The sequence below is a fragment of the Micromonospora sp. DH13 genome, assembly GCF_020873825.1.
Lineage (GTDB): Bacteria > Actinomycetota > Actinomycetes > Mycobacteriales > Micromonosporaceae > Micromonospora > Micromonospora haikouensis.
Genome location: NZ_JAHWGR010000022.1, coordinates 89,235 through 109,955, shown reverse-complemented (window position 1 = coordinate 109,955; position 20,721 = coordinate 89,235). Strand labels below are relative to the sequence as shown.

The window sequence follows — 20,721 nt, the reverse complement described above, 5'->3', positions numbered from 1 at the left end:
GCCGGTGGTCGTCCGCTAGGTTGTGAGCATGACGCACGACCACCCTGTTGCCGCCGACCGGGCGGTGTCCCGCCCGTTCGGCCGAGTGCTCACGGCCATGGTGACCCCGTTCACCTCCGACGGTTCCCTGGACCTCGACGGCGCCGTACGCCTCGCGAACCACCTCGTCGACGAGCAGGGCAACGACGCGCTCGTGCTCAACGGCACCACCGGCGAGTCGCCCACCACCACCGACGCGGAGAAGGAACGCCTGATCCGGGCCGTGGTGGAGGCGATCGGCGACCGGGCGCGGGTGGTCGCCGGGGTCGGCACCAACGACACCCGGCACACCATCGAGCTGGCCGCGTCGGCCGAGAAGGCCGGCGCGCACGGCCTGCTGGTGGTGACCCCGTACTACAACAAGCCGCCGCAGAGCGGGCTGGTCCGGCACTTCACCGCCGTCGCGGACGCCACCGGGCTGCCGATCATGCTCTACGACATCCCGCACCGCTCCGGGGTGCCGATCGAAACCGAGACCCTGGTCCGGCTCGCCGAGCACGACCGCATCGTCGCGGTCAAGGACGCCAAGGGTGACCTCACCGCCACCTCGTGGGTGACCAGCCGCACCGACCTGGCCTTCTACAGCGGGGAGGACTCCCTCGTCCTGCCCGCGCTGGCGGTCGGCTGCGTCGGGGTCGTCGGCACCTCGACCCACTTCACCGGTGCGCTCACCCAGCGGATGATCGAGGCGTACGACGCGGGCGACCCCGGCACCGCGCTCGCCCTGCACCGGCGGCTGCTGCCCCTGTTCACCGGCGTCTTCCGCACCCAGGGCACGATCCTGGTCAAGGCGGGCCTGGCGGCCCTGGGCCTGCCGGCCGGCCCGGTGCGGCCCCCGCTGGTGGACGCCACCCCCGACGAGATCGCCCAGCTGCGCGCGGACTGCGCGGCGGCGGGTCTGGAGCTCCCCTGAGATGACCGAACGACACGACGGACGCCGGGCGACGGCGTCGCAGAATGAGGTGGACGCGTGACCGAGGCGCACAACGAGGGCGAACTGCCCCCGCCGCTGCCGGAGGGCGGCCTGCGGATCATCCCGCTCGGCGGGCTCGGCGCCATCGGTCGGAACATGACCGTCTTCGAGTACGACGGCAAGCTGCTCATCGTCGACTGCGGGGTGCTCTTCCCCGACGTCGAGCAACCGGGCGTGGACCTGATCCTGCCCGACTTCGGGCCGATCCTGGACCGGCTCGCCGACGTGCAGGCGATCGTGCTCACCCACGGCCACGAGGACCACATCGGCGCGGTGCCGTACCTGCTCGCCCACAAGCCGGACATTCCGCTGGTCGGCTCGCAGTTCACCCTCGCCCTGGTCGAGGCGAAGCTGGCCGAGCGGCGCATCCAGCCGTACACGCTGACCGTGCGGGAGGGCGGCCGGGAGCGGCTCGGCCCGTTCGAGTGCGAGTTCTTCGCCGTCAACCACTCGATCCCCGACGCCCTCGCGGTGGCCATCCGCACCCCCGCCGGCCTGGTGCTGCACACCGGCGACTTCAAGATGGACCAGCTCCCCCTGGACGGCCGGATCACCGACCTGGCCGGCTTCGCCCGGCTCGGCGCGGAGGGCGTCGACCTGCTGCTGTCGGACTCCACGAACGCGGAGATCCCCGGCTTCGTCACCCCGGAACGGGAGATCGGGCCGGTCCTCGACTCGATCTTCGCGAAGGCGAAGGGACGGATCATCGTCGCGTCGTTCGCCTCGCACGTGCACCGGGTGCAGCAGGTCTTCGACTCGGCCGTCGAGCACGGCCGCAAGGTGGCGCTGATCGGCCGCTCGATGGTCCGCAACATGGGCATCGCCCGGGACCTCGGCCTGCTCAACATCCCCGCCGGCCTGGTGATCAGCATCGAGGAGGCGACGGCGCTCCCGCCGGAGCAGATCGTGCTGATGTCCACCGGGTCGCAGGGCGAGCCGATGAGCGCGCTCGGCCGGATGGCCAGCGGCGACCACCGGCACATCACCATCGCCCCCGGTGACACGGTGGTGCTGGCGTCCTCGCTGGTGCCCGGCAACGAGACCTCGGTCTACCGGGTGATCAACCGGCTGGCCCGGGCCGGCGCGGTGGTCGTGCACAAGGACGTGGCGAAGGTCCACGTCTCCGGCCACGCCCCCGCCGGTGAGCTGCTCTACCTGCTCAACGTGACCCGCCCGAGCAACCTGATGCCGGTGCACGGCGAGTGGCGGCACCTGCGGGCCCACGCCCGCCTCGGCATCGAGTCCGGGGTCGCCCCGGACCGGGTGGTGCTCTGCGAGGACGGCGACGTCGTCGACCTGGTCGAGGGCCGCGCCAGCCTCGTCGGCCACGTCAAGAGCCGGTACGTCTACGTCGACGGCCTCGCCGTGGGCGACGTCAGCGAGTCCCTGCTCACCGAGCGGCGGATCCTCGGCGACGGCGGGTTCATCGCCACCACCGTCGTGGTCGACTCGGTCACCGGCAAGGTCGTGGGCGGCCCCACCGTCTCGGCGAAGGGCTTCTCGGAGGACCCGGAGGCGTTCAACCCGGTCGTGCCGCTGGTGACCGAGGCGCTGAACCGGGCCGCCGCCGACGGCATCACCGACCCGCACCAGCTCCAGCAGATCGTCCGGCGCACCGTCGGCCGGTGGGTCAACGACAAGTACCGCCGCCGGCCCATGATCGTGCCGACGGTCGTCGAGGTCTGACGCCCGCACCGCCGCGTTCCGCGCGTACCGACGCCGGCCCACCCCCGAGCGGTGGGCCGGCGTCGGCGCTTCTCCCGCCGGCCTGGGGTACGGACACCGACGCCGCAGGGTTCAACGCCGACGGGAAAAATTGTTCCGGGTCGATCGTTCAACCATCCGGCGGTTTGTCCCGTACTCCGTGCCGGCAGGCGTACCCGCGTCGGCCGGGAGGAGCGTGGCGGATGGACCGCAGACGGATGACAGCCATCGGCGTACTGGTGGTGGCGGCGGGAGCGGCGGCGGTCGTGGCCCTGCCGTCGTTCGCCGGGGAGGGTGCCGCGCCGCCGGCCGGGGACTCCGGGCGGGCCACCGCCCCGGCCGGGGTGGACCAGAAGGTCGTGGACGCGATGAGCCGCGACCTGCGGCTCACCCGCGAGCAGGCGGCGCAGCGGCTGAAGACCGAGCGCTGGGCCGCCGGCACCGTCGACAAGCTCCGGACCGAGCTGGGCGAGGACTACGGCGGCGCCTGGCTCAGCGCCGACGGCCGTACCCTGACCGTCGCGGTCGCCGACCCCGGCCGGGCCGACGCCGTACGCGCGGCCGGCGCGGTGCCCAAGCAGGTCGCCCGGGGCGTGGGGGAGCTGGACACCATGAAGACCCGGCTCGACCGGTCCGGCGGCGCGGTCGGCCGGGCCGTCACCGGCTGGTACGTCGACGCGCCCACCAACTCCGTCGTGGTGGTGGCCCGGGCGGGCCAGGAGGCGGCCGGTCGCCGGTTCGCGGCGGCCAGCGGGCTCCCGGCGTCGGCGGTGCGGGTGGTCAGCTCGACGCGGGCCCCCCGGCTGCTCGCCGACCTGCAGGGCGGCGACGCCTACCTCATCAACGGCAACTCCCGCTGCTCGGTCGGCTTCGCCGTGGTCGGCGGCTTCGTCACCGCCGGGCACTGCGGCCAGGCCGGCGACCGCACCACCGGGGTCGACGGCTCGCCGCAGGGCGTCTTCGCCGCGTCGTCCTTCCCCCGCGACGACTGGGGCGTCGTGCGGGTCACCGGCGACTTCCAGCCGCAGCCCGTGGTGAACGACTTCAACGGCGGCGCGGTGCCCGTCAACGGCTCGCAGGAGGCCCCCGTCGGCGCGTCGATCTGCCGCTCCGGCTCCACCACCGGTGCGTTCTGCGGGGTGATCCAGGCGAAGAACGCGACGGTCAACTACCCGGAGGGCACGGTCACCCGGCTGACCCAGACCAACGTCTGCGCCGAGCCGGGCGACTCCGGCGGGTCGTGGATCTCCGGTGACCAGGCGCAGGGGGTCACCTCGGGCGGGGCGGGCGACTGCACCGTCGGCGGGGTCACCTTCTTCCAGCCCGTCAACGAGATCCTCCAGGTCAACGGGCTGACCCTGGTCACCGCCGACGGTGGCAACAACCTCCAGAGCGGTCGCCGCGTGCGGCGCTGATTCCGCCCCGTGTGCCCTGACCGGCCCGGCACCACCGCGCGGGCCGGTCAGGGCGAGCCGGGCCGGTCAGGGCAGCGCCGCGACCGCCTCCGCGTACGCGACGCCGGTGGCCACGGCTGCGGTGAGCAGCACGTCGAGCTGGGTGGGGGCCACCCCGTGGGCCAGGTCCGTGGTCACGTCGCCGGCCAGCACCAGCTCCCCGCTGCCGTCGTCGTGCGCGTACGCCTTCGGCAGCAGCCGGTCGTGGTTCCAGGCGTTGCAGAAGGCGTACGCCTCCGCGCGCCGCCCCGCCGCCAGCCGCCGGACGGCCAGCACCCGGGCGTGCAGGATCTCGCCCCGTTCGCCGGCCTGCCGGAACTCGATCACCGCCGGACCCCACCGCCCGACCACCGCCGGGCCGCGCATCGTCCAGGCGTCGCCGCGCCGGTCCAGGGCCTGGGTGACCAGGGCGACGGTCAGCGCCCCCACCTCGTCCCCGGCCAGTTCCCGCCCGGCCTCCCGCCCCGCTGGCCCGCTGCCGCCCTTGCCGCTGCCGTCGCGGTCTTCGTCGAACTCGTCGGTCCCGCCGTCGTCGTCGCTTCCGTCGTCGGCCGCCTCGTCGGCGGGCAGCGGCACCACCGGACCGGCGACCGGCCGCTCGGCCAGCAGGGCCGCGATCCGGCCGGACTGGTGCCCGGTGCCGTTGCGGGCGTCGAAGCTGCCGGCGAGCCCCGTCGCCAGTTCGGCGAGCAGCCCGCCGAGCCGGGCCACGTCGATGTCGTCGCCGGCCCGATCGGCCCCCCTCCCGGCGGGGGCGGCGGGTCCGGGCATCCGCCGGTCGCCCCGCCCCGCCTCGGCGGCGAGGGCGCACAGCAGCGCCCCGGCGGCGGCGAACTCCATCGCGGCCAGGTCGTCGGACGGACGGTCCAGCCGGGGCAACTGCTCGGCGAGGATGTCCAGCCCCCGGTCCAGGTGCCCGCCCAGCGCGCAGAACCGCAGGTGCGCGGCGAGCTGCCCGAACGCCGTCCGCTCCCGCCGGTGTCGCCGGTACGCCGTGACGTGCGCCCGGCCCGCCCGCTCCGGCTCGCCGGCGCGCAGCAGCGGCAGCAGCGCCCCGGCCAGCGCCCGCTCCGGCTGGTCGGTGCAGTACGCCCCGCCGCCCCCGGCTGTCCCGGCCCCGCCAGTCTCGGCCGGGGTCGCCGCCGTCGGGCCGTCGACGATCGGGCGCAGCTCGGCCAGCGCCGCCGCCCAGTCACCCCAGCCGGCCAGCAGGTCGGCGCGGCGCGACGGGGCGCAGGCCGGACAGCCGGCGGCCGGGTCGGCGGGGGCGGTGCGCCAGCGGTCGTACCAGCGGCGGGCCTCCGGCTCGTCGCCGAGGTGGTCGGCGAGGCGGCAGCGCAGCTCGGCCACCAGATCGCTCACCGCCGGGTCGCCGGCCCCACCCGGGGCGGGCCGGGCCAGGCCCTTCAGCCCCGGCGTGGGCCGGGCCAGGTCGTCCAGCGCCGCGCGGGTCTGGCCCAGGCCGACCCGGGGCGTGCCGAACGCGGCCTCGACCGCGAAGCGCTGGTAGCGGCGCAGCTCGGCGGCCCGCTCGGCGACCGGCCCGGTCGTGGGGACCTCGGCGGTGGCGTCCGCGGAGGCGGCGTCGAGCAGCTCCCGGCAGCGGCGGACCGGCTCGAACAGCCGCCACCGCTCGCCCCGCCGCAGATACAGGTCCATCAGCGCGAACCGCGCGTCCAGCCCGGTGGCCAGGTCGCCGGCCGCGTCGGCGGCCGACGCGATCCGGTCCAGCTCGACGGCGCGTTCCTCCCCGTCGGGCAGGTCCCCGGCGGCGGCCAGCCGGTCGGCCCACCGGCGCGGCTGCCCGGTCACGGCCGCGCCCCGCCCGCGAGCTGCCCGACCGCGGCGGCGAGCTGACAGCCGGTCGAGATGCCACAGTCGAGCAGCTGGTCGAGCTGGTGCGGGGTCACCCCGCGCTCCAGGTCGGCGATCACCTCGCCGCAGACCAGGGCCCGCCCGTCGTCGTCGACGTGCACGAACGCCTTGGGCCAGTACCGGTCGTGGTTCCACGAGTTGCAGAAGGCGTGCAGGGTCGGCACGTACTCGATCGGGAAGGTCGGCGCGGCTATCGTGCGCACCTGGAGGATCTCGCCGCCCGCCCCCATCCGCAGGAACCAGACGAGCGCGTCATCCCACCGGCCGAGCAGCCGGCCCGCCGGATCCGCCGCCACCGCGTACCCCCGACGGCGCAGCACGGCCGCGATCAGCTCGTCGGTCAGCGGCCGCAACGCCCCGGGGTGCCCGGCCAGGGGGCCGTCCGGGCCGTCCTCGATCTCGGGCGACGCCATCGGGCATCCCTTCTGAGGCGAATAACACAGCAGGCGGCGTCGCCCGTGCTGCGACGCGCGGACACGACCCGGAAAAGCGGCGATCCGCCGGGTCCCGCCGTTACGGTGACTCTATGGCGGGCCGTACCTCTCAGGCGAGCCGGCGACGCGGCGCGTCGCCGCGCGGCACCACGAACAGTCGTGCCCGTCAGCCGGCGAAGAAGACCACCAAGGCGGCGCCCCGGCGGCGCACCGCCCCCCGGCCGGGGCCGGCCGTCCACGTGGGCCGGGCGATCGGTGCGGTGTGGATGGGGCTCGCGCACGGCGTCGGGTGGGCGGTGCGGGCCGCCGGCCGGCAGGCCGCCTCGGCCCGCGACCTCGACCCGGAGCACCGCCGCGACGGCGCGGGCCTGCTGCTGCTCGGGCTCTCCCTGCTCAGCGCGGTGGCCCTCTGGTTCTCCGGTGCCGGCCCGGTGGGTGCCCGGCTCGCCGACACCGTGCGGCTCTTCCTCGGCGCGATCTCGATCGTCGTCCCGGTGCTGTTGTCGATCGGGGCGTGGCGGCTGATGCGCACGCCGTCCGACCCGGAGCACCGGGGGCGGGGTCTGGTCGGCTGGGGGTCCATGCTGGTCGCCACCGCCGCGATGCTGCACATCGGACAGAACCCGGTGGACCCGGTCCAGCGTGACTATGCGGGCGGCCTGATCGGCGCGGGCGTCGGCAACGTGCTGGAGACCGCGGTGACCGCCTGGGTGGCCGTGCCGCTGCTGCTCCTGCTGCTGGTCTTCGGCCTGCTGGTGGTCACCGCGACGCCGATCAACAAGATCCCGGAGCGGCTCGGGCTGCTCGCCGGCGCGGTGGTCGGCCCGCCGCCGGCCGCCGAGGAGGCCGAGGCGGAGCCCGTCGAGAAGAAGCCGGCCCGCCGCCGCCCGGCCAAGCGCGCCGCGCCGCCGCTGCCGGACCCGGACGACTTCGACGAGGAGGCGTACGAGGGCGCCGACCTCCAGGAGACCGTGGTGCTGCCCCGCAAGCCCCCGGCGAAGGTGCCCGCCACCCGCAAGCCGGTCGAGCCGCCGGAGCACTCGCCGCCGCCCACCCGGGCGGAGCAGCTCGCGCTCACCGGCCTGGCCGGCGACTACACGCTGCCCCCGGCCAACCTGCTCAGCGGCGGGGCCGCCCCGAAGACCCGCAGCAAGGCCAACGACGAGGTCATCGCCGCCCTCACCGGCGTGTTCGACCAGTTCGGCGTCGACGCCGAGGTCACCGGCTTCACCCGGGGCCCGACGGTCACCCGGTACGAGGTGGAGCTGGGCCCGGGCGTGAAGGTCGAGCGGATCACCCAGCTCTCCCGCAACATCGCGTACGCGGTGAAGTCCCCGGACGTCCGCATCCTCAGCCCGATCCCGGGCAAGAGCGCGGTCGGCGTGGAGATCCCGAACACCGACCCGGAGAACGTGGCGCTCGGCGACGTGCTGCGCTCCCGCGCCGCCACCAGCGACCACCACCCGATGGTGGTGGCGCTCGGCAAGGACATCGAGGGCGGCTTCGTGGTGGCCAACCTCGCGAAGATGCCGCACATCCTGATCGCCGGGGCCACCGGCGCCGGCAAGTCGAGCTGCCTCAACACCCTGCTGGTGTCCATCCTCACCCGGGCCACGCCGGACGAGGTGCGGCTGCTGCTGATCGACCCGAAGCGCGTCGAGATGACCGGCTACGAGGGCATCCCGCACCTGGTCACCCCGATCGTGACCAACGCGAAGAAGGCGGCCGACTCGCTGGAGTGGGTCGTCCGCGAGATGGACATGCGCTACGACGACCTCGCCGCGAACGGGGTCCGACACATCGACGACTTCAACCGCAAGGTGCGCACGGGGGAGATCAAGGCCCCGCCGGGCAGCGAGCGGGAGATGCGGCCGTACCCGTACCTGCTGGTGATCGTGGACGAGCTGGCGGACCTGATGATGGTCGCCCCGCGCGACGTGGAGGATTCGGTCGTCCGCATCACCCAGCTCGCCCGGGCCGCCGGCATCCACCTGGTGCTGGCCACCCAGCGGCCGAGCGTGGACGTGGTCACCGGTCTGATCAAGGCCAACGTGCCGTCCCGGCTGGCGTTCGCCACCTCGTCGCTGGCCGACTCGCGGGTCATCCTCGACCAGCCGGGTGCGGAGAAGCTGCTGGGGCGCGGCGACGGGCTCTTCCTGCCGATGGGCGCGTCGAAGCCGATCCGCATCCAGGGCGCCTGGGTCACCGAGCGCGAGATCGCCGACGTGGTGAAGTTCTGCAAGGACCAGCGGGAGCCGGAGTTCCGCTCGGACGTGCTGGCCCCGGCACAGGACAACAAGAAGAAGATCGACGAGGAGATCGGCGACGACCTGGACCTGCTGGTGCAGGCGGTCGAGCTGGTGGTCACCTCGCAGTTCGGCTCGACGTCGATGCTTCAGCGCAAGCTGCGGGTCGGCTTCGCCAAGGCCGGCCGGTTGATGGACCTGATGGAGACCCGGGGCGTGGTCGGCCCGTCGGAGGGTTCCAAGGCCCGCGACGTGCTGGTCAAGCCGGACGAGCTGGAGGAGGTCCTCGCCGGCCTCGGCGGCGCGGACGACTGACCCGCCCGCCGGACCCCTTCCCGAGCCCTCCCCGGCTCCTCCCCGGCCCTCCCGGCCCCTCCCCGGTTTCTTCGCGGCCTTTCTTCCGGCCCGGCACTTCGGCGCTGCCCCTGCTCTCGTCCTTCACCGGCGTGGCCGGGCAACGCCCTGAGCCCCGCTTCCCCGGTTGCCGGCCCCGACGCGGGCCGACCGAGCTTGCTCACCGTGGGTGATGGATCTGTCGATCTCACTCAGGGTCATGTTCAGTCCGGCGCGCCGGACTCGCCGCGCGCCCTTTGCTCTGCACCCAGGGACGCATCACCCCCTTGAACAGCAGGTCTGTGAAACCGACGGGCGGCGGGAAGGACCGGCCGATCGCGCTGCGTGAACTGTTGCGTATCCGGGTGCAGAGCAAAGGGAGCGAGGGAGGTGGTGGCGTCGAGCGGAGCGGTTGCTGCGTGTCACGATCCGGGGCGGGTGGAGCACGGCCACCCGCCGCCGCCGGCCGCCCGCGCCGGCGAGGGCGGGGTGGACGGCGAGGGCGGGTCGACGGCGAGGGGCCCGCCGGGAATCCGGCGGGCCCCTTCGGTCGCGGTCGGGTGCGCTGTGGCGCTGTGGGGTGGGCTGGGTGCTCAGGCGTTCAGGATCACCGCGCTGAGGATCATGCCGAGCACGGCGCCGGCCACGCTGGCAGCGGCGGCGTACCAGCCGAGCGGCTTGTCGCCGAGGACCGCGCCGACCACGCCGAGGATCACGCCGAGCAGGCCGAAGATCAGCGGTGACACGAAGACCGCGAGGGCGGCGAAGACGAACGCGACGATCGTGCAGATCCGGGCGGCGTTGGTGCGCGGGCGGGTGGTGGCGTGGGTGTCGGCCATGACGTCCTCCGTGGTGAGCCTCGTTCTACCGTCGATCGATCACTACCCACCGGCGCCGGAAACTACGCATCCCGGTCAGTGGAAGACCTTGAGGCCGACCACCCCGGCGACGACCAGCAGCAGGCAGACGATGCGGGGCAGGCTCGCCGACTCGTGCAGCGCCAGCATGCCGACCAGCGCGGTGCCGACCGCGCCGATGCCCACCCAGACCGCGTAGCCGGTGCCGACGGGGATCTCGCGCAGCGCGTACGCCAGGCCGGCCATGCTGAGCACCAGCGCGACCGCGAACACGACCGACGGCACGAGCCGGGTGAAGCCGGCGCTGCGGTCGAGGGCGACCGCCCACGCGGTCTCGAGGAGTCCGGAGATCACCAGCACGATCCAGGCCATGGCGCGACACCTCTGCTTCGGCGCCCGGACCTGCGGTGTCGGGGCGAGTGGGGCTCGGTACTGACACGTGAGGCGTCTTGGCCTGACCGGGTACGCCCACCACTCGTCCGGGGCGACCCTGGGGCCGCCGCGACCGACGTTAGCACCGGCCGGGCGGTGCCGGGGGTGAGCCGGACCACCACCGATTGACATGAACCTCACTTCAAGTTGCAGTATTCGGTCATGCCGCTGCTCTTCGCCGACCCCGACGTCGCCGCCGCGCTGGACGCCCCCACCACGGTGGCCGCGATGCGCGACGCCCTGCTCGCCGCGCACGCCGGCCGCCTGGTGGCCCCGCCCCGGGCCGCCGCGGCGCTGGGCGGGGGACGGATGGTGCTCACCGCCGGGCACCTCACCGGCGAGTGGTACGGCTTCCGCTCGTACGACACGTTCGGGCACCCGGAGGGCGAGCAGGTGGTCGTGCTGCACGACGGGCGCACCGGGGCGGTGCGGGCGGTCGCGGTCGGGGACGAGCTGGGCTCCCGGCGTACCGGGGGGCTCGGCGGGGTCGCCGTGGACGCCCTGGCCCGGCCGGACGCCGTCACGCTGGGCGTGGTCGGCTCGGGCACGCAGGCGTGGACCCAGGTCTGGGCCGCCGCCGCGGTGCGCCCGCTGCGCGAGGTCACCGTGCACAGCCGCTCGGCCGCCCGGCGGGAGGCGTTCGCCGCCCGCGTCCGCGCCGAGCTGGACGTGCCGGCGCGGGCGGTCGACTCGGCGCGGGCCGCCGTGCGGGAACGCGACGTCGTGGTGCTCGCCACCACCGCCGTCACTCCCGTGCTCGACGCCGCCGACCTGGCCCCTGGCACCCACGTCAACACGGTCGGCTTCAAGCAGGTCGACCGGCACGAGTTCGGCACCGACCTGCTGGACGCCGCCGATGTGCTGGTCACCGACTCGCCGGCGCAGGCGGCGGCGTACGACCCGCCGATGCTGGCGACGCTGCCCGCGTACGCCGGGCGGTTGGGTGACCTGGGCGCGGTGCTGGCCGGCGACGCCGCCGGCCGGACCGGCGCGGACCAGGTGTCGGTCTTCTGCTCGACCGGCCTGGCCGGCACGGAGGTCTTCCTGCTCGACCGGCTGGTCCGGGTCGGCGCGGCGATGGCCTGAGCCGGCCCCGGGCGGCGGGCGACGTGCGGGGGCGATCCGGGTGGCCGCCGTTGCGGGCCGCCGTCCGCCCGCCCGGTACCCTCGGATGGTGTCTGCCACCGCCCCCTCCCCGCAATCCGCCGGCCGCCGCGTCGCCCTGCTGACCCTGGGCTGCGCCCGCAACGAGGTCGACTCGGAGGAGTTGGCCGCCCGGCTGCACGCCGACGGTTGGCAGGTCACCACCGACGGCGAGGGGGCCGACGTGGTGGTCGTCAACACCTGCGGCTTCGTCGAGAAGGCCAAGCAGGACTCGATCCAGACGCTGCTCGCCGCCGCCGACACCGGCGCGAAGGTGGTCGCGGCCGGCTGCATGGCCGAGCGGTACGGCCGGGAGCTGGCCGACAGCCTGCCCGAGGCGCAGGCGGTGCTGAGCTTCGACGACTACCCCGACATCGCCGCCCGGCTCGACGCGGTCGTCGCCGGCGAGGCGCTCGACGCGCACACCCCGCGCGACCGGCGGGAGCTGCTGCCGCTGACCCCGGTCGCCCGGCGCGACAGCGCCGTCTCGCTGCCCGGCCACGGCACGCCCCGGGCCGCCGTGACCACCGACGAGCACACCCCGGCCCACCTGCGGCAGGTGCTGCGGCGTCGGCTCGACACCGGCCCGGTCGCGTCGCTCAAGCTGGCCAGTGGTTGCGACCGCCGCTGCGCGTTCTGCGCCATCCCCGCCTTCCGCGGCGCGTTCGTCTCGCGTACGCCCGACGAGCTGCTCGCCGAGGCGGAGTGGCTGGCCAGGACGGGCGTGCGGGAGCTGGTGCTGGTCAGCGAGAACTCGACGTCGTACGGCAAGGACCTCGGCGACCCCCGGGCGCTGGAGAAGCTGCTGCCGCAGCTCGCCGCGATCGACGGGATCGTCCGGGTCCGGGCGAGCTACCTCCAGCCCGCCGAGACCCGCCCCGGCCTGGTCGAGGCGATCGCCACGACACCCGGCGTCGCGCCGTACTTCGACCTGTCGTTCCAGCACTCCAGCGAGCCGGTGCTGCGCCGGATGCGCCGCTTCGGCTCCACCGACCGGTTCCTGGAGCTGCTGGCCGCCGCCCGTGCCCTGGCCCCGGAGGCCGGCGCGCGGAGCAACTTCATCGTCGGCTTCCCCGGCGAGACCCGGGGCGACGTCGACGAGCTGGTCCGGTTCCTCAGCGCGGCCCGGCTCGACGCGATCGGCATGTTCGACTACAGCGACGAGGACGGCACGGAGGCCGCCGGCCTGCCCGGCAAGGTCTCCGCCGCGACGATCAAGCGCCGGTACGACCGGCTCAGCGCCCTCGCCGACGAGCTGTGCTCGCAGCGGGCCGAGGAGCGGCTCGGCTCCACGGTCGAGGTGCTGGTCGACTCGGTCGACGACGGTGTGGTCGAGGGCCGGGCGGCGCACCAGGCCCCCGAGGTGGACGGCTCCACCACCCTGGTCGCCCCGGCCGACGGCGGGGTGGACCTGGCGGCGCTGCGCCCCGGCGACCTCGTGCGCGCCACGGTGACCGCCACCGAAGGGGTGGACCTCGTCGCCGTCCCGGATGAGATGATCTCGGCTGCGCCCGGCGCGGCACGGTGACGGCGGGCCCTGAGAAGGCGGGGGAGCCACGTGGTGCGGTGTCAGGTTCGCCGCGGCAGCCCGAGCGGGGTGCGTCGGTGACGCCGGCGGCGGAGCCGGCGCAGCCGCCGGTGGTCGCCCGGGTCCCGGTGCTCAACGCGGCCAACGGGCTGACCCTGCTGCGGCTGGTGCTGGTGCCGGTCTTCGCGGCCTCGGTGGTCGCCTCCGGCGCGACCCACGCCGGGTGGCGGATCGCGGCCTGCCTGATCTTCGCCGTCGCCTCGGTCACCGACCTGGTGGACGGCTGGATCGCCCGCCGCTTCGGTCTGGTCACCTCGGTCGGCAAGGTGGCCGACCCGATCGCCGACAAGGCGCTCACCGGCGCGGCCCTGCTGCTGCTGTCCTGGTACGACCTGCTGCCCTGGTGGGTGACCGGCGTCATCCTGGTGCGGGAGCTGGGCATCACGGCGCTGCGGTTCTGGGTGATCCGGCACGGCGTCATCGCGGCCAGCCGGGGTGGCAAGATCAAGACGGCGCTGCAGATCCTGGCCATCACCTGGTACCTGTGGCCGATGCCGGCCGGGCTCGCCGCCGTCGGCCCCTGGCTGATGGCAGCCGCCGTCGGCGTCACGGTCGTCACCGGCTTCGACTACGTGGCCCAGGCGCTGCGCCTGCGCCGGCCCGCCCGCGAGGATGCGTAGGCCGGCGCGGGGAAAGGGACGTTTCCATGGGAACTGACGCGAACGGGCACCGGCCGGTGGGCAGCCCGGCGGCCGGCGTGGTGCACCGCCTCGCCGAGCGGCACGAGACGCTGGCCACCGTCGAGTCGCTCACCGGTGGGCTGCTCTCCGCCTCGGTGGTGGAGATCGCCGGGGTCAGCGGTGTCTACCGGGGCGGCCTGGTCGTCTACGCCACCGAGCTGAAGTCGGTGCTGGCGGGCGTACCGGAGGACCTGCTGGCCGAGCGCGGCCCGGTCGACCCGGACGTGGCCCGCGCCCTGGCCGAGGGCGGCCGGCGGCGCTGCGGCGCGGACTGGGGGCTCGCCACCACCGGCGTGGCCGGGCCGCAGCCGCAGGACGGCAAGCCCGTCGGGCTGGTCTACGTCGCGGTGGCCGGGCCGGCCGGCGCCGAGGTCCGCCGGCTCGACCTGGACGGGGGCCGCGATCACATCCGGACCGCCGCGGTGATCGAGGCGTTGCGGCTGCTCGCCGAGCGGATCGACGCGGCGGGGCCGGTCCCCGGGGCGGGCGCGCCGGAGGCCGGCGACGGCGACGCCGCGCCCGCCGGGGCGGCCCGCCGCTGAGCCTGTCGGCCAGAAGGACGGGCGGGGTGGGATGTCACCGGGGCCCGCAGCGGGTACGGTTGCGGGAAGGCTCCGACGCGTGGCGTCGACGCCGGGGCGGCACGCCGCGCCGGCACGGCGTCGGTGAAGAGGGTGAGACCCGTCAGGGGAGGTGCGATGGTCCTGCTACGCCGGGTGATCGGTGACGCACTGCGGGCGCGCCGGCAGGGGCAGCACCGCACCCTGCGCGAGGTCTCCTCCGCGGCCAACGTCAGCCTGGGCTACCTGTCCGAGATCGAGCGCGGCCAGAAGGAGCCCTCCAGCGAGCTGCTGGCCGCCATCTGCGACGCCCTGGGCGCCCGCCTCTCCGAGCTGCTGCGCGAGGTCAGCGACACGGTGGCGCTCGCCGAGCAGCTTCCCGGCGTGCTGGTGCCGGTGCAGGACGAGCCGGCCGAGCCGGTCGAGTCCCCCGTGGCCCGCGCCTCGGTGCGCAAGTCGACCGGCCGGGGGGTCCGGCAGGTCACCTCCGGCGGCCCGGTGGCCGTGGCGGTGCACCAGGACTCGCCGCTGAAGGCGACCCTGCGCACCCGTGTGCGCCCCGCCGAGCGCGACCGCGACGTCGTCTGCGCCGCCTGATCCCACCGCCTGCCCGCAGGTCGCCCGAGGACGTGGTCGGGCTTTCCCGCGCCGCGTACTGTTGATCAGACGGTGGCGTGCCGCCGGTGACGTACGGATGCCGGGCTGGCGCCCGGCTGGGACGATGGGGGTCACCGCCGCACGACCACCGGCCGGACCGCCCGGCCCGGCCGGGCGGCGCGACTCTACTGAGGGGATACCGCGGAGATGGCGAACCCGTTCGTCAAGGGCTGGAAATACCTGATGGCGCTCTTCGGTGCCCGGATCGACGAACACGCCGACCCCAAGGTGCAGATCCAGCAGGCGATCGAGGAGGCGCAGCGCCAGCACCAGGCGCTGGTGCAGCAGGCGGCGGCGGTGATCGGCAACCAGCGGCAGCTGGAGATGAAGCTGTCCCGCCAGATGACCGAGGTCGAGCGGCTCCAGGGCAACGCCCGGCAGGCCCTGGTCCTCGCCGACCAGGCCCGCGCCCGGGGCGACGAGGCGGAGGCCGGCAAGTACGAGCAGACCGCCCAGGTCCTCGCCACCCAGCTCGTCTCCGCCGAGCAGGCCACCGAGGACCTGAAGACCCTGCACGACCAGGCGCTCGGTGCCGCCGCGCAGGCCCGCCGGGCGGTGGAGAACAACTCGATGATCCTCCAGCAGAAGCTGGCCGAGCGCACCAAGCTGCTCAGCCAGCTCGAACAGGCCAAGATGCAGGAGAGCGTGGCCCAGTCGCTGGAGTCGATGTCGTCGCTCACCGCCTCCGGCAGCACCCCGTCCCTGGACGCGGTGCGGGACCGCATCGAGCAGCGCTACGCCACCGCGATGGGCCGCGCCGAGCTGGCCGGCAACTCCGTCGAGGGCCGGATGCTGGAGATCCAGAAGGCGTCCCTGGACTCGGCCGGCTCGTCCCGGCTGGAGCAGATCCGCGCGAGCATGGCCGGCGAGCAGCTCGCCGGCCGGCAGGACCGCCCGGCCGTGGGGCAGCAGGGGCAGGCCGCGCCCGCCGCCCCGGCCGTCGACCCGGCCGCCGCGGCCCGGCTCGACCAGCTCCGGGCCAGCATGGGCCAGGACCGCGGCACCGGGGACACCAGCACCGCCGGCTGAGCGGCACCGACGGCCGCCGGCCGGGCGGCCCCGGCACCGCCGACCCGGCGGCCGGAACGAGGAGGCACGGGTGGCAGACGAGCGAGCACGATACTTCCGCCAGCTGCGCAGGCTGCGGCGGTCCGCCCGCCGGTGGAGCGTGCTGGGCGGCGGGCTGACCGGGGCGGCGGCGGTGCTCACCCCGTACGCCGGGCTGGGTCTGCCCGACGCGGCGTGGGCCGGCGCGGCCGGCAGCGCGGTGGCCCTGGCCGCCTGGCGGTGGATCGACCTGCGGGCCCTCGCGGCGCGCCCCGCGCCCCCGGCCCTCGACCCGGCCGAGGCCGCGGCCCGGTCCCGGGCCCGGCTCGTCGCCGCCGTGGAGCGGCTCCCCGCCGGGCAGGGGGTGGTGGCGGAGGTGCGCCGCGCCCGGTCCCGGCTGGCCCTGCGCGGCACCAGCGTGGCCGAGCCGTGGGCCCGGCTGGACCGGGCCGCGCTCACCCTCGGCGGGATGACCGGCCGGCTGACCGGCCTGGCCGAGCCGGCGGTGTCCGAGGTCGCCGCCGCCGACCGGTCGCTGCGCGAACTGGCGGGGCGGGTCGCCAGCGTCGAGCGGGCCCTGCGGCTCGCCCCCGCCGACGCCCGCGCCCCCCTCGCCGAGGCCCACCGCGAGCTGTCCGCGCAGCTGGAGAGCGGGGTGGCGGCGTACGAGCGGCTGGTGGTGGCCGCCGCCGGCTACCTCGCCGAGGACGCCCGCTCCGACGCCGGTCACCTCGGCGGCCGGGCCGCCAGCGAGCAGGCCGCCGCGTCCCGGCTCGCCGAGGCGACGGACCTGCTGCACGGGGTGGCGTCGGCGCTGGCCGAGCTGCGCACCGTCGGCGAGCCCCTGCGCACCGTCGGCGACCCGCTGCGCACCCCCACCCACTGACCCGGCGTCACCCGGGCGTGGTCACGGCGACCGCCGGGGTGAACGGGGAGCTGCCGACGACGTTGCCGGCCCGCACCCGGTAGTGGTAGGTCACGCCCCGGGCCAGGCCGGTGTTGACGAACCCCCGCCCGTGCACCGTGAACGCGGCGACCTCCCGCTCGAACGCCGGGTCGACCGCCCGCTGCACCAGGAACCCGGCCCCCGGGCCGCCCGGCGGGTCCGCCGCCCAGGTCAGCGTCACCGTCGCGGTGTCCGGCGCGGGGGCGCTCGCGACGGCGGTCAGCCCGGTCGGCGCGGCCGGCCGGGGCGGGCTGGTGACGGCGGCGACCGTCGACCACGGCGACGCGACCCCCAGGTACGTGGTGCGCACCCGGTAGTAGTAGGTGGTCTCCGGGGCGACGACGGCGTCCACGTGCTGCTCCTGCACCCCGACGGCCGTGGTGGCGGGGCCGCTGGTGAACGTCGGGTTGGTGGCCCGCTGCACGTCGACGCCGGTGGCGAAGGAGCGGTTCGCCCAGCGCAGCGCCACCCGCAGCGGGGCGGCCGGCGGGATCACCGCGGCCAGCCCGGTGGGCGCGGCGAGGCGTACCGACGCCGGCACGCCGTTGGACCAGGCCGAGCAGCTCACCTCGTTCTCCGCCCGGATCCGGTAGTGGTAGGTGACGCCGGGGGTGACCGTGGAGTCGGTGTACCGGGTCGCGGCGGCGGCCACGGTGATCGCGGTGACCCCCTCGGTGAACGCGACGTCGGTGGCCCGCTGGAGCAGGTGGCTGCTGGCCGGGGGCCGGCCGCCGTTGCCGGTCCAGGTCAGCGCGATCGCCGGCAGCACGGTCGCCGATCCGGGCACCGGCGTGGCGGTCAGCCCGGTCGGGGCGAGCGGGGCGACCCGCAGCACCAGCGGGCGGCTCATGCCCTGGTCGCGGTGGCCGGCGAGCTGGCTGTGCCACCGGTACTCCCACCCCATGTTGACCAGCTGGTTGACCACCGCCGCCGGCCGCCCGTCGACGGGGCTGACGGCCGTGGAGCCGATCCGGGCGCCGGCCGGGCGGGTCGGGTCGAGCAGCCGTACGCTGTCGCCGATCTTGAACGGCAGGGCGGGGGCGACCGGCCGCAGCGCCACGATCACGTCCTCGCGGGGGTTGACCCGTACCGTCTCCTTCCAGCCCAGCTCGTTGGGCTCGGGCGGGCGGATCGCCCCGTCCCAGCCGACCCGGTTGACCACCTGCACGTCGCAGCCGCCGACGTGCACGGGGTGGGTCTGCGGGGTGTTGCCGACGATCCGCCAGAGCTGGGTGCCGTCGGCGGGCGCGCCGACCTGCACCGTCGGGTCGGCGATCACCAGCGTCTCGGTGGCCGGGTCGACCGGCCCGAGCGGCAGGGTGGCCGGACCCAGCGGCCCGGCGTGCGGGTGGGCCACCCCGAGCCGGCCGGCGACCCGCCCGTACGCCGGGTCGAAGACGTGCTGCACCACCTTCACCGTCAGCGGCAGCGTCACCGGCGCGGCGGCGCCGACCGGGGTGAAGCTGACCGCGATGGCGTGCGCCGTGCCGACCGTCTCCCGGGCCGTGCGGGTGCCGAACGCGCGGTCGTACGCCGGTTGCGGCACGATCGGCGGGCGCTGGCTGGCCGCGTACGCGCCGGGCAGCCGTTCGGCCAGCCGGTCGAGGTCGTACGGCTCGGCCGGCTCGCCGGCCACCCGGAACTGGAGCAGGGTGCGGGTGTTCGGCCCGTACCCGGGCAGGGTGCCGGGGACGCCGCCCACGGCGGTGCGGTCCGGGGCGCCCGTGTGGTGGTCGTTGCGGGGGTCGAAGCGGGGCAGCGGGGCCGGGCAGTCGTTGTAGAGGATCAGGGTGGACCCGGGCGGGACGGCCGAGAAGTCGACGACGACGTCGGCCCGCTCCCCGGGGGCGAGCAGCAGGGTGTGCCCGTCGACGTTGAGCACCGTCGGGTCCTGCCGGTCGTACCGGTAGCCGACCGGCCGGTTCGGCAGCACCGCCGGGGCCGGCAGCAGGCCGCACTCGTTGCCGACCTGGATCAGCGCCGGCCCGGCGGCGGCCGGGTCGGGCACCCCGCCGTCGCGCCCGTCCACGGGCCAGTGCGGCGGGCGGCCGGGCGCGCGGGCGGCCTCCACCATCGGCACCTCGCCCGCGTCGGCGTCGAGCAGCCCGCCGTCCGCGTCCCACATCGGGCCGTCGGAGCGGGCCCGGTAGAGCTGGAGGTTGAGGGAGCGGTCCGCGCAGGCGTTGAGGATCCGCAACCGGTACGCCTTCGGCGCGACCGTCAGGTACGGGTACGCGACGCCGTTGACCAGCGGGGTGTCCCCGTACGCCTCGGGCACCGCCGACGGGTGCGGCACGCCCGGGGCCAGCGGCGGCTCGTCGGGGTCGGCGACGGGATCGTGGTGCGGGTTCGGCACGGGCCCGCCCGTGGCCCCCGGCGCGGTCGCCGGCTGCGCGTCGTCGGGGCCGGGCCGGCCCGGCGGCGCGTCGGCCGGGGGCGTGGGGCGGGTCCACGGGCCGTAGTCCCAGCGGCCGGTCGGGTTCGTCCCCGACGGGCGGGACGGGTGCTGCCGGGGCTGGTAGACGTGCGGGTGCCAGAGGCTGCCCCGGGCTCCCCAGCGGTCCCGGTCCCACGTCGGGTCCTGGCCGGCGAGCTGCGTGTCGTCGGGCACGAACGTGCGGTCGGTGACCACCAGCGGGAGCTGCTCGGCGGGCAGCACCCCGTCGGCGACGAGGCCCTCCTCGGCCTCGTCGGTGAGCAGATAGACGGCGAGCTGCCCGGAGCAGACGGTGAGCCGGGACAGGCCGAGGGTGTTGTCGTGCAGCCACATGAGCCGGCCGCTCTGCTCGTTGGGGTAGTAGAGCGTGGTCGCCCCCGGGCCGGGCGGCGGCATGTCCGGCACGTGGGTCAACCCCACCCCCGTCGGGTACGGCGTGATCTCCCCGGCCGGCGTCACCCACTGCCACGGGTTGCCGGCGCTGATCCAGCCGGTCTGCCCGCCGTACAGGTGCGGCACCGCCCGGTTCTGCGGGTAGGGCGCCGGACCGTCCAGCGGGCCCGGCCCGGCCCCGTCCAGCGTCGCGTCGACGGGCAGGAACAGCTCCCCGGCCCGGCCGGTGGGCAGCTGGTTGATGAACTTGATCCGCACCGGCCGGCCGCGCCGGGCCACGATCACCGGCCCGCACAGGTACGGCCGGTCGGGCGGGGCCACCGTGTTGTGCCCGGTGCCGTCGGTGCCGAGGTTGAGCTGCCGATAGCCGCGCAGCCGGGTGGCGGGCAGGTCGCGGTGCAGGCGCTGGGCGTACTCCTGGAGGCCGATCTCGTAGTAGTCGCAGCCCGGCCACGTGATGGTGTCCGGCACGGCGACCGGCAGCCACCCGCCCAGCTCGGTGCGGCCCCCCTCGCCGGGCCGGGGCAGCGCGTCGACGAACTTGCGCAGGCCCGTGCCGGGGGCGACCCCGGCGCGTTCGTCGGGCGCGGGGACCGGCACCGGCAGCGGGCTGGTGGCGAAGTTGGGCACCGGGCCGAAGCAGCGCGGGACGGCCCCCGGGTCGAGGCTGGCCGGCGCCACCTCCTCGGCTTCGGCCACGTCGGGCCCGGTCGCCTCGGCGGTCCGGGCCGCCGGCACGGTCGGCCCCGGCTCCGCGCCGGTACGCGCGGGCCGGTCGACGAAGTTGGAGCGCAGTCTGCGGAACAGCACGATGGCTCTCCCCGGATCGATCGTGGCGTGGCGACCGCCACCCCCTCGGGGCGGCCGCACCCGCCCGTTGACGGTCGGTGAGCACTCAACCGCAGCATGCGACGTCGGAGGGT

Annotated in this window: 16 protein-coding genes and 1 riboswitch; of the genes, 11 read left to right on the top strand and 5 right to left on the bottom strand. The window is 75.7% G+C overall.

What is annotated here, in order from left to right; genetic code table 11:
- The first annotated feature begins 28 nt into the window (after positions 1–28).
- The 3 genes from dapA to LPA42_RS21065 all read left to right on the top strand — a co-directional run bounded on the left by dapA (position 29) and on the right by LPA42_RS21065 (position 4,131).
- Complete coding sequence (dapA, locus tag LPA42_RS21075) at positions 29–952, top strand: 4-hydroxy-tetrahydrodipicolinate synthase (protein ID WP_043962432.1); 924 nt, start codon at positions 29–31, stop codon at positions 950–952.
- A gap of 57 nt (positions 953–1,009) precedes the next feature.
- Positions 1,010–2,698, top strand: coding sequence for a ribonuclease J (locus LPA42_RS21070; RefSeq protein ID WP_077936717.1), 1,689 nt, complete (start codon positions 1,010–1,012; stop codon positions 2,696–2,698).
- Between the two features lie 221 nt (positions 2,699–2,919).
- Positions 2,920–4,131, top strand: a complete 1,212-nt coding sequence (locus tag LPA42_RS21065; protein ID WP_077936718.1) for a S1 family peptidase — start codon at positions 2,920–2,922, stop codon at positions 4,129–4,131.
- A gap of 66 nt (positions 4,132–4,197) precedes the next feature.
- On the opposite strand, the gene LPA42_RS21060 is transcribed toward LPA42_RS21065, so the two are convergent.
- Complete coding sequence (locus tag LPA42_RS21060) at positions 4,198–5,982, bottom strand: YbjN domain-containing protein (protein ID WP_228986801.1); 1,785 nt, start codon at positions 5,980–5,982, stop codon at positions 4,198–4,200.
- Positions 5,979–6,458 (bottom strand): YbjN domain-containing protein, encoded by a 480-nt coding sequence (locus LPA42_RS21055; protein ID WP_043962436.1) that lies wholly within the window; start codon positions 6,456–6,458, stop codon positions 5,979–5,981. Before LPA42_RS21055 ends, LPA42_RS21060 begins: the two co-directional genes overlap by 4 nt.
- Before the next feature lie 113 nt (positions 6,459–6,571).
- Between LPA42_RS21055 and LPA42_RS21050 the strand changes: the two genes are divergently transcribed.
- Positions 6,572–9,040, top strand: a complete 2,469-nt coding sequence (locus tag LPA42_RS21050) for a DNA translocase FtsK (protein ID WP_077936720.1) — start codon at positions 6,572–6,574, stop codon at positions 9,038–9,040.
- A 611-nt stretch (positions 9,041–9,651) separates the two neighbouring features.
- Here the strand turns inward: LPA42_RS21050 and LPA42_RS21045 are convergent.
- A complete protein-coding gene (locus tag LPA42_RS21045) occupies positions 9,652–9,897 on the bottom strand; it encodes a hypothetical protein (RefSeq protein ID WP_077936722.1) in 246 nt (81 codons plus the stop codon).
- A gap of 75 nt (positions 9,898–9,972) precedes the next feature.
- A complete protein-coding gene (locus tag LPA42_RS21040) occupies positions 9,973–10,287 on the bottom strand; it encodes a multidrug efflux SMR transporter (protein ID WP_043962439.1) in 315 nt (104 codons plus the stop codon).
- A 66-nt stretch (positions 10,288–10,353) separates the two neighbouring features.
- A riboswitch (guanidine-III (ykkC-III) riboswitch) is annotated at positions 10,354–10,418 on the bottom strand.
- 91 nt (positions 10,419–10,509) lie between these two features.
- Between LPA42_RS21040 and LPA42_RS21035 the strand changes: the two genes are divergently transcribed.
- The 7 genes from LPA42_RS21035 (at position 10,510) to LPA42_RS21005 (ending at position 16,908) form a co-directional block, all read left to right on the top strand.
- Positions 10,510–11,433, top strand: a complete 924-nt coding sequence (locus LPA42_RS21035) for an ornithine cyclodeaminase family protein (protein ID WP_077936723.1) — start codon at positions 10,510–10,512, stop codon at positions 11,431–11,433.
- An 85-nt stretch (positions 11,434–11,518) separates the two neighbouring features.
- Positions 11,519–13,018 (top strand): 30S ribosomal protein S12 methylthiotransferase RimO, encoded by a 1,500-nt coding sequence (gene rimO, locus LPA42_RS21030; RefSeq protein WP_077936724.1) that lies wholly within the window; start codon positions 11,519–11,521, stop codon positions 13,016–13,018.
- Between the two features lie 77 nt (positions 13,019–13,095).
- Positions 13,096–13,698: a CDP-diacylglycerol--glycerol-3-phosphate 3-phosphatidyltransferase gene (gene pgsA, locus LPA42_RS21025; protein WP_043962442.1), complete on the top strand. Its 603-nt coding sequence runs from the start codon at positions 13,096–13,098 to the stop codon at positions 13,696–13,698.
- A gap of 26 nt (positions 13,699–13,724) precedes the next feature.
- Complete coding sequence (locus tag LPA42_RS21020) at positions 13,725–14,300, top strand: CinA family protein (RefSeq protein ID WP_043962443.1); 576 nt, start codon at positions 13,725–13,727, stop codon at positions 14,298–14,300.
- Between the two features lie 156 nt (positions 14,301–14,456).
- Positions 14,457–14,915 carry a helix-turn-helix domain-containing protein gene (locus LPA42_RS21015; protein WP_043962444.1) on the top strand — a complete coding sequence of 153 codons (459 nt, stop codon included), beginning with the start codon at positions 14,457–14,459 and terminating at the stop codon, positions 14,913–14,915.
- Between the two features lie 207 nt (positions 14,916–15,122).
- Positions 15,123–16,004 (top strand): PspA/IM30 family protein, encoded by an 882-nt coding sequence (locus tag LPA42_RS21010; protein ID WP_077936725.1) that lies wholly within the window; start codon positions 15,123–15,125, stop codon positions 16,002–16,004.
- Between the two features lie 70 nt (positions 16,005–16,074).
- Positions 16,075–16,908, top strand: a complete 834-nt coding sequence (locus LPA42_RS21005) for a hypothetical protein (protein WP_228986800.1) — start codon at positions 16,075–16,077, stop codon at positions 16,906–16,908.
- Between the two features lie 7 nt (positions 16,909–16,915).
- On the opposite strand, the gene LPA42_RS21000 is transcribed toward LPA42_RS21005, so the two are convergent.
- Entirely contained in the window at positions 16,916–20,611 is a 3,696-nt protein-coding gene (locus LPA42_RS21000) for a multicopper oxidase domain-containing protein (RefSeq protein WP_077936746.1), read from the bottom strand.
- Between the last annotated feature and the right edge of the window lie 110 nt (positions 20,612–20,721).

Bases quoted from the DNA above. Each gene is read 5' to 3' on its own strand.
- rimO (WP_077936724.1), top strand. From the start codon at position 11,519: ATGGTGTCTGCCACCGCCCCCTCCCCGCAATCCGCCGGCCGCCGCGTC.
- dapA (WP_043962432.1), top strand. From the start codon at position 29: ATGACGCACGACCACCCTGTTGCCGCCGACCGGGCGGTGTCCCGCCCG.
- LPA42_RS21020 (WP_043962443.1), top strand. From the start codon at position 13,725: ATGGGAACTGACGCGAACGGGCACCGGCCGGTGGGCAGCCCGGCGGCC.
- LPA42_RS21065 (WP_077936718.1), top strand. From the start codon at position 2,920: ATGGACCGCAGACGGATGACAGCCATCGGCGTACTGGTGGTGGCGGCG.
- LPA42_RS21015 (WP_043962444.1), top strand. From the start codon at position 14,457: ATGGTCCTGCTACGCCGGGTGATCGGTGACGCACTGCGGGCGCGCCGG.
- LPA42_RS21035 (WP_077936723.1), top strand. From the start codon at position 10,510: ATGCCGCTGCTCTTCGCCGACCCCGACGTCGCCGCCGCGCTGGACGCC.
- LPA42_RS21055 (WP_043962436.1), bottom strand. From the start codon at position 6,458: ATGGCGTCGCCCGAGATCGAGGACGGCCCGGACGGCCCCCTGGCCGGG.
- LPA42_RS21045 (WP_077936722.1), bottom strand. From the start codon at position 9,897: ATGGCCGACACCCACGCCACCACCCGCCCGCGCACCAACGCCGCCCGG.
- LPA42_RS21050 (WP_077936720.1), top strand. From the start codon at position 6,572: ATGGCGGGCCGTACCTCTCAGGCGAGCCGGCGACGCGGCGCGTCGCCG.
- LPA42_RS21040 (WP_043962439.1), bottom strand. From the start codon at position 10,287: ATGGCCTGGATCGTGCTGGTGATCTCCGGACTCCTCGAGACCGCGTGG.
- LPA42_RS21010 (WP_077936725.1), top strand. From the start codon at position 15,123: ATGGCGAACCCGTTCGTCAAGGGCTGGAAATACCTGATGGCGCTCTTC.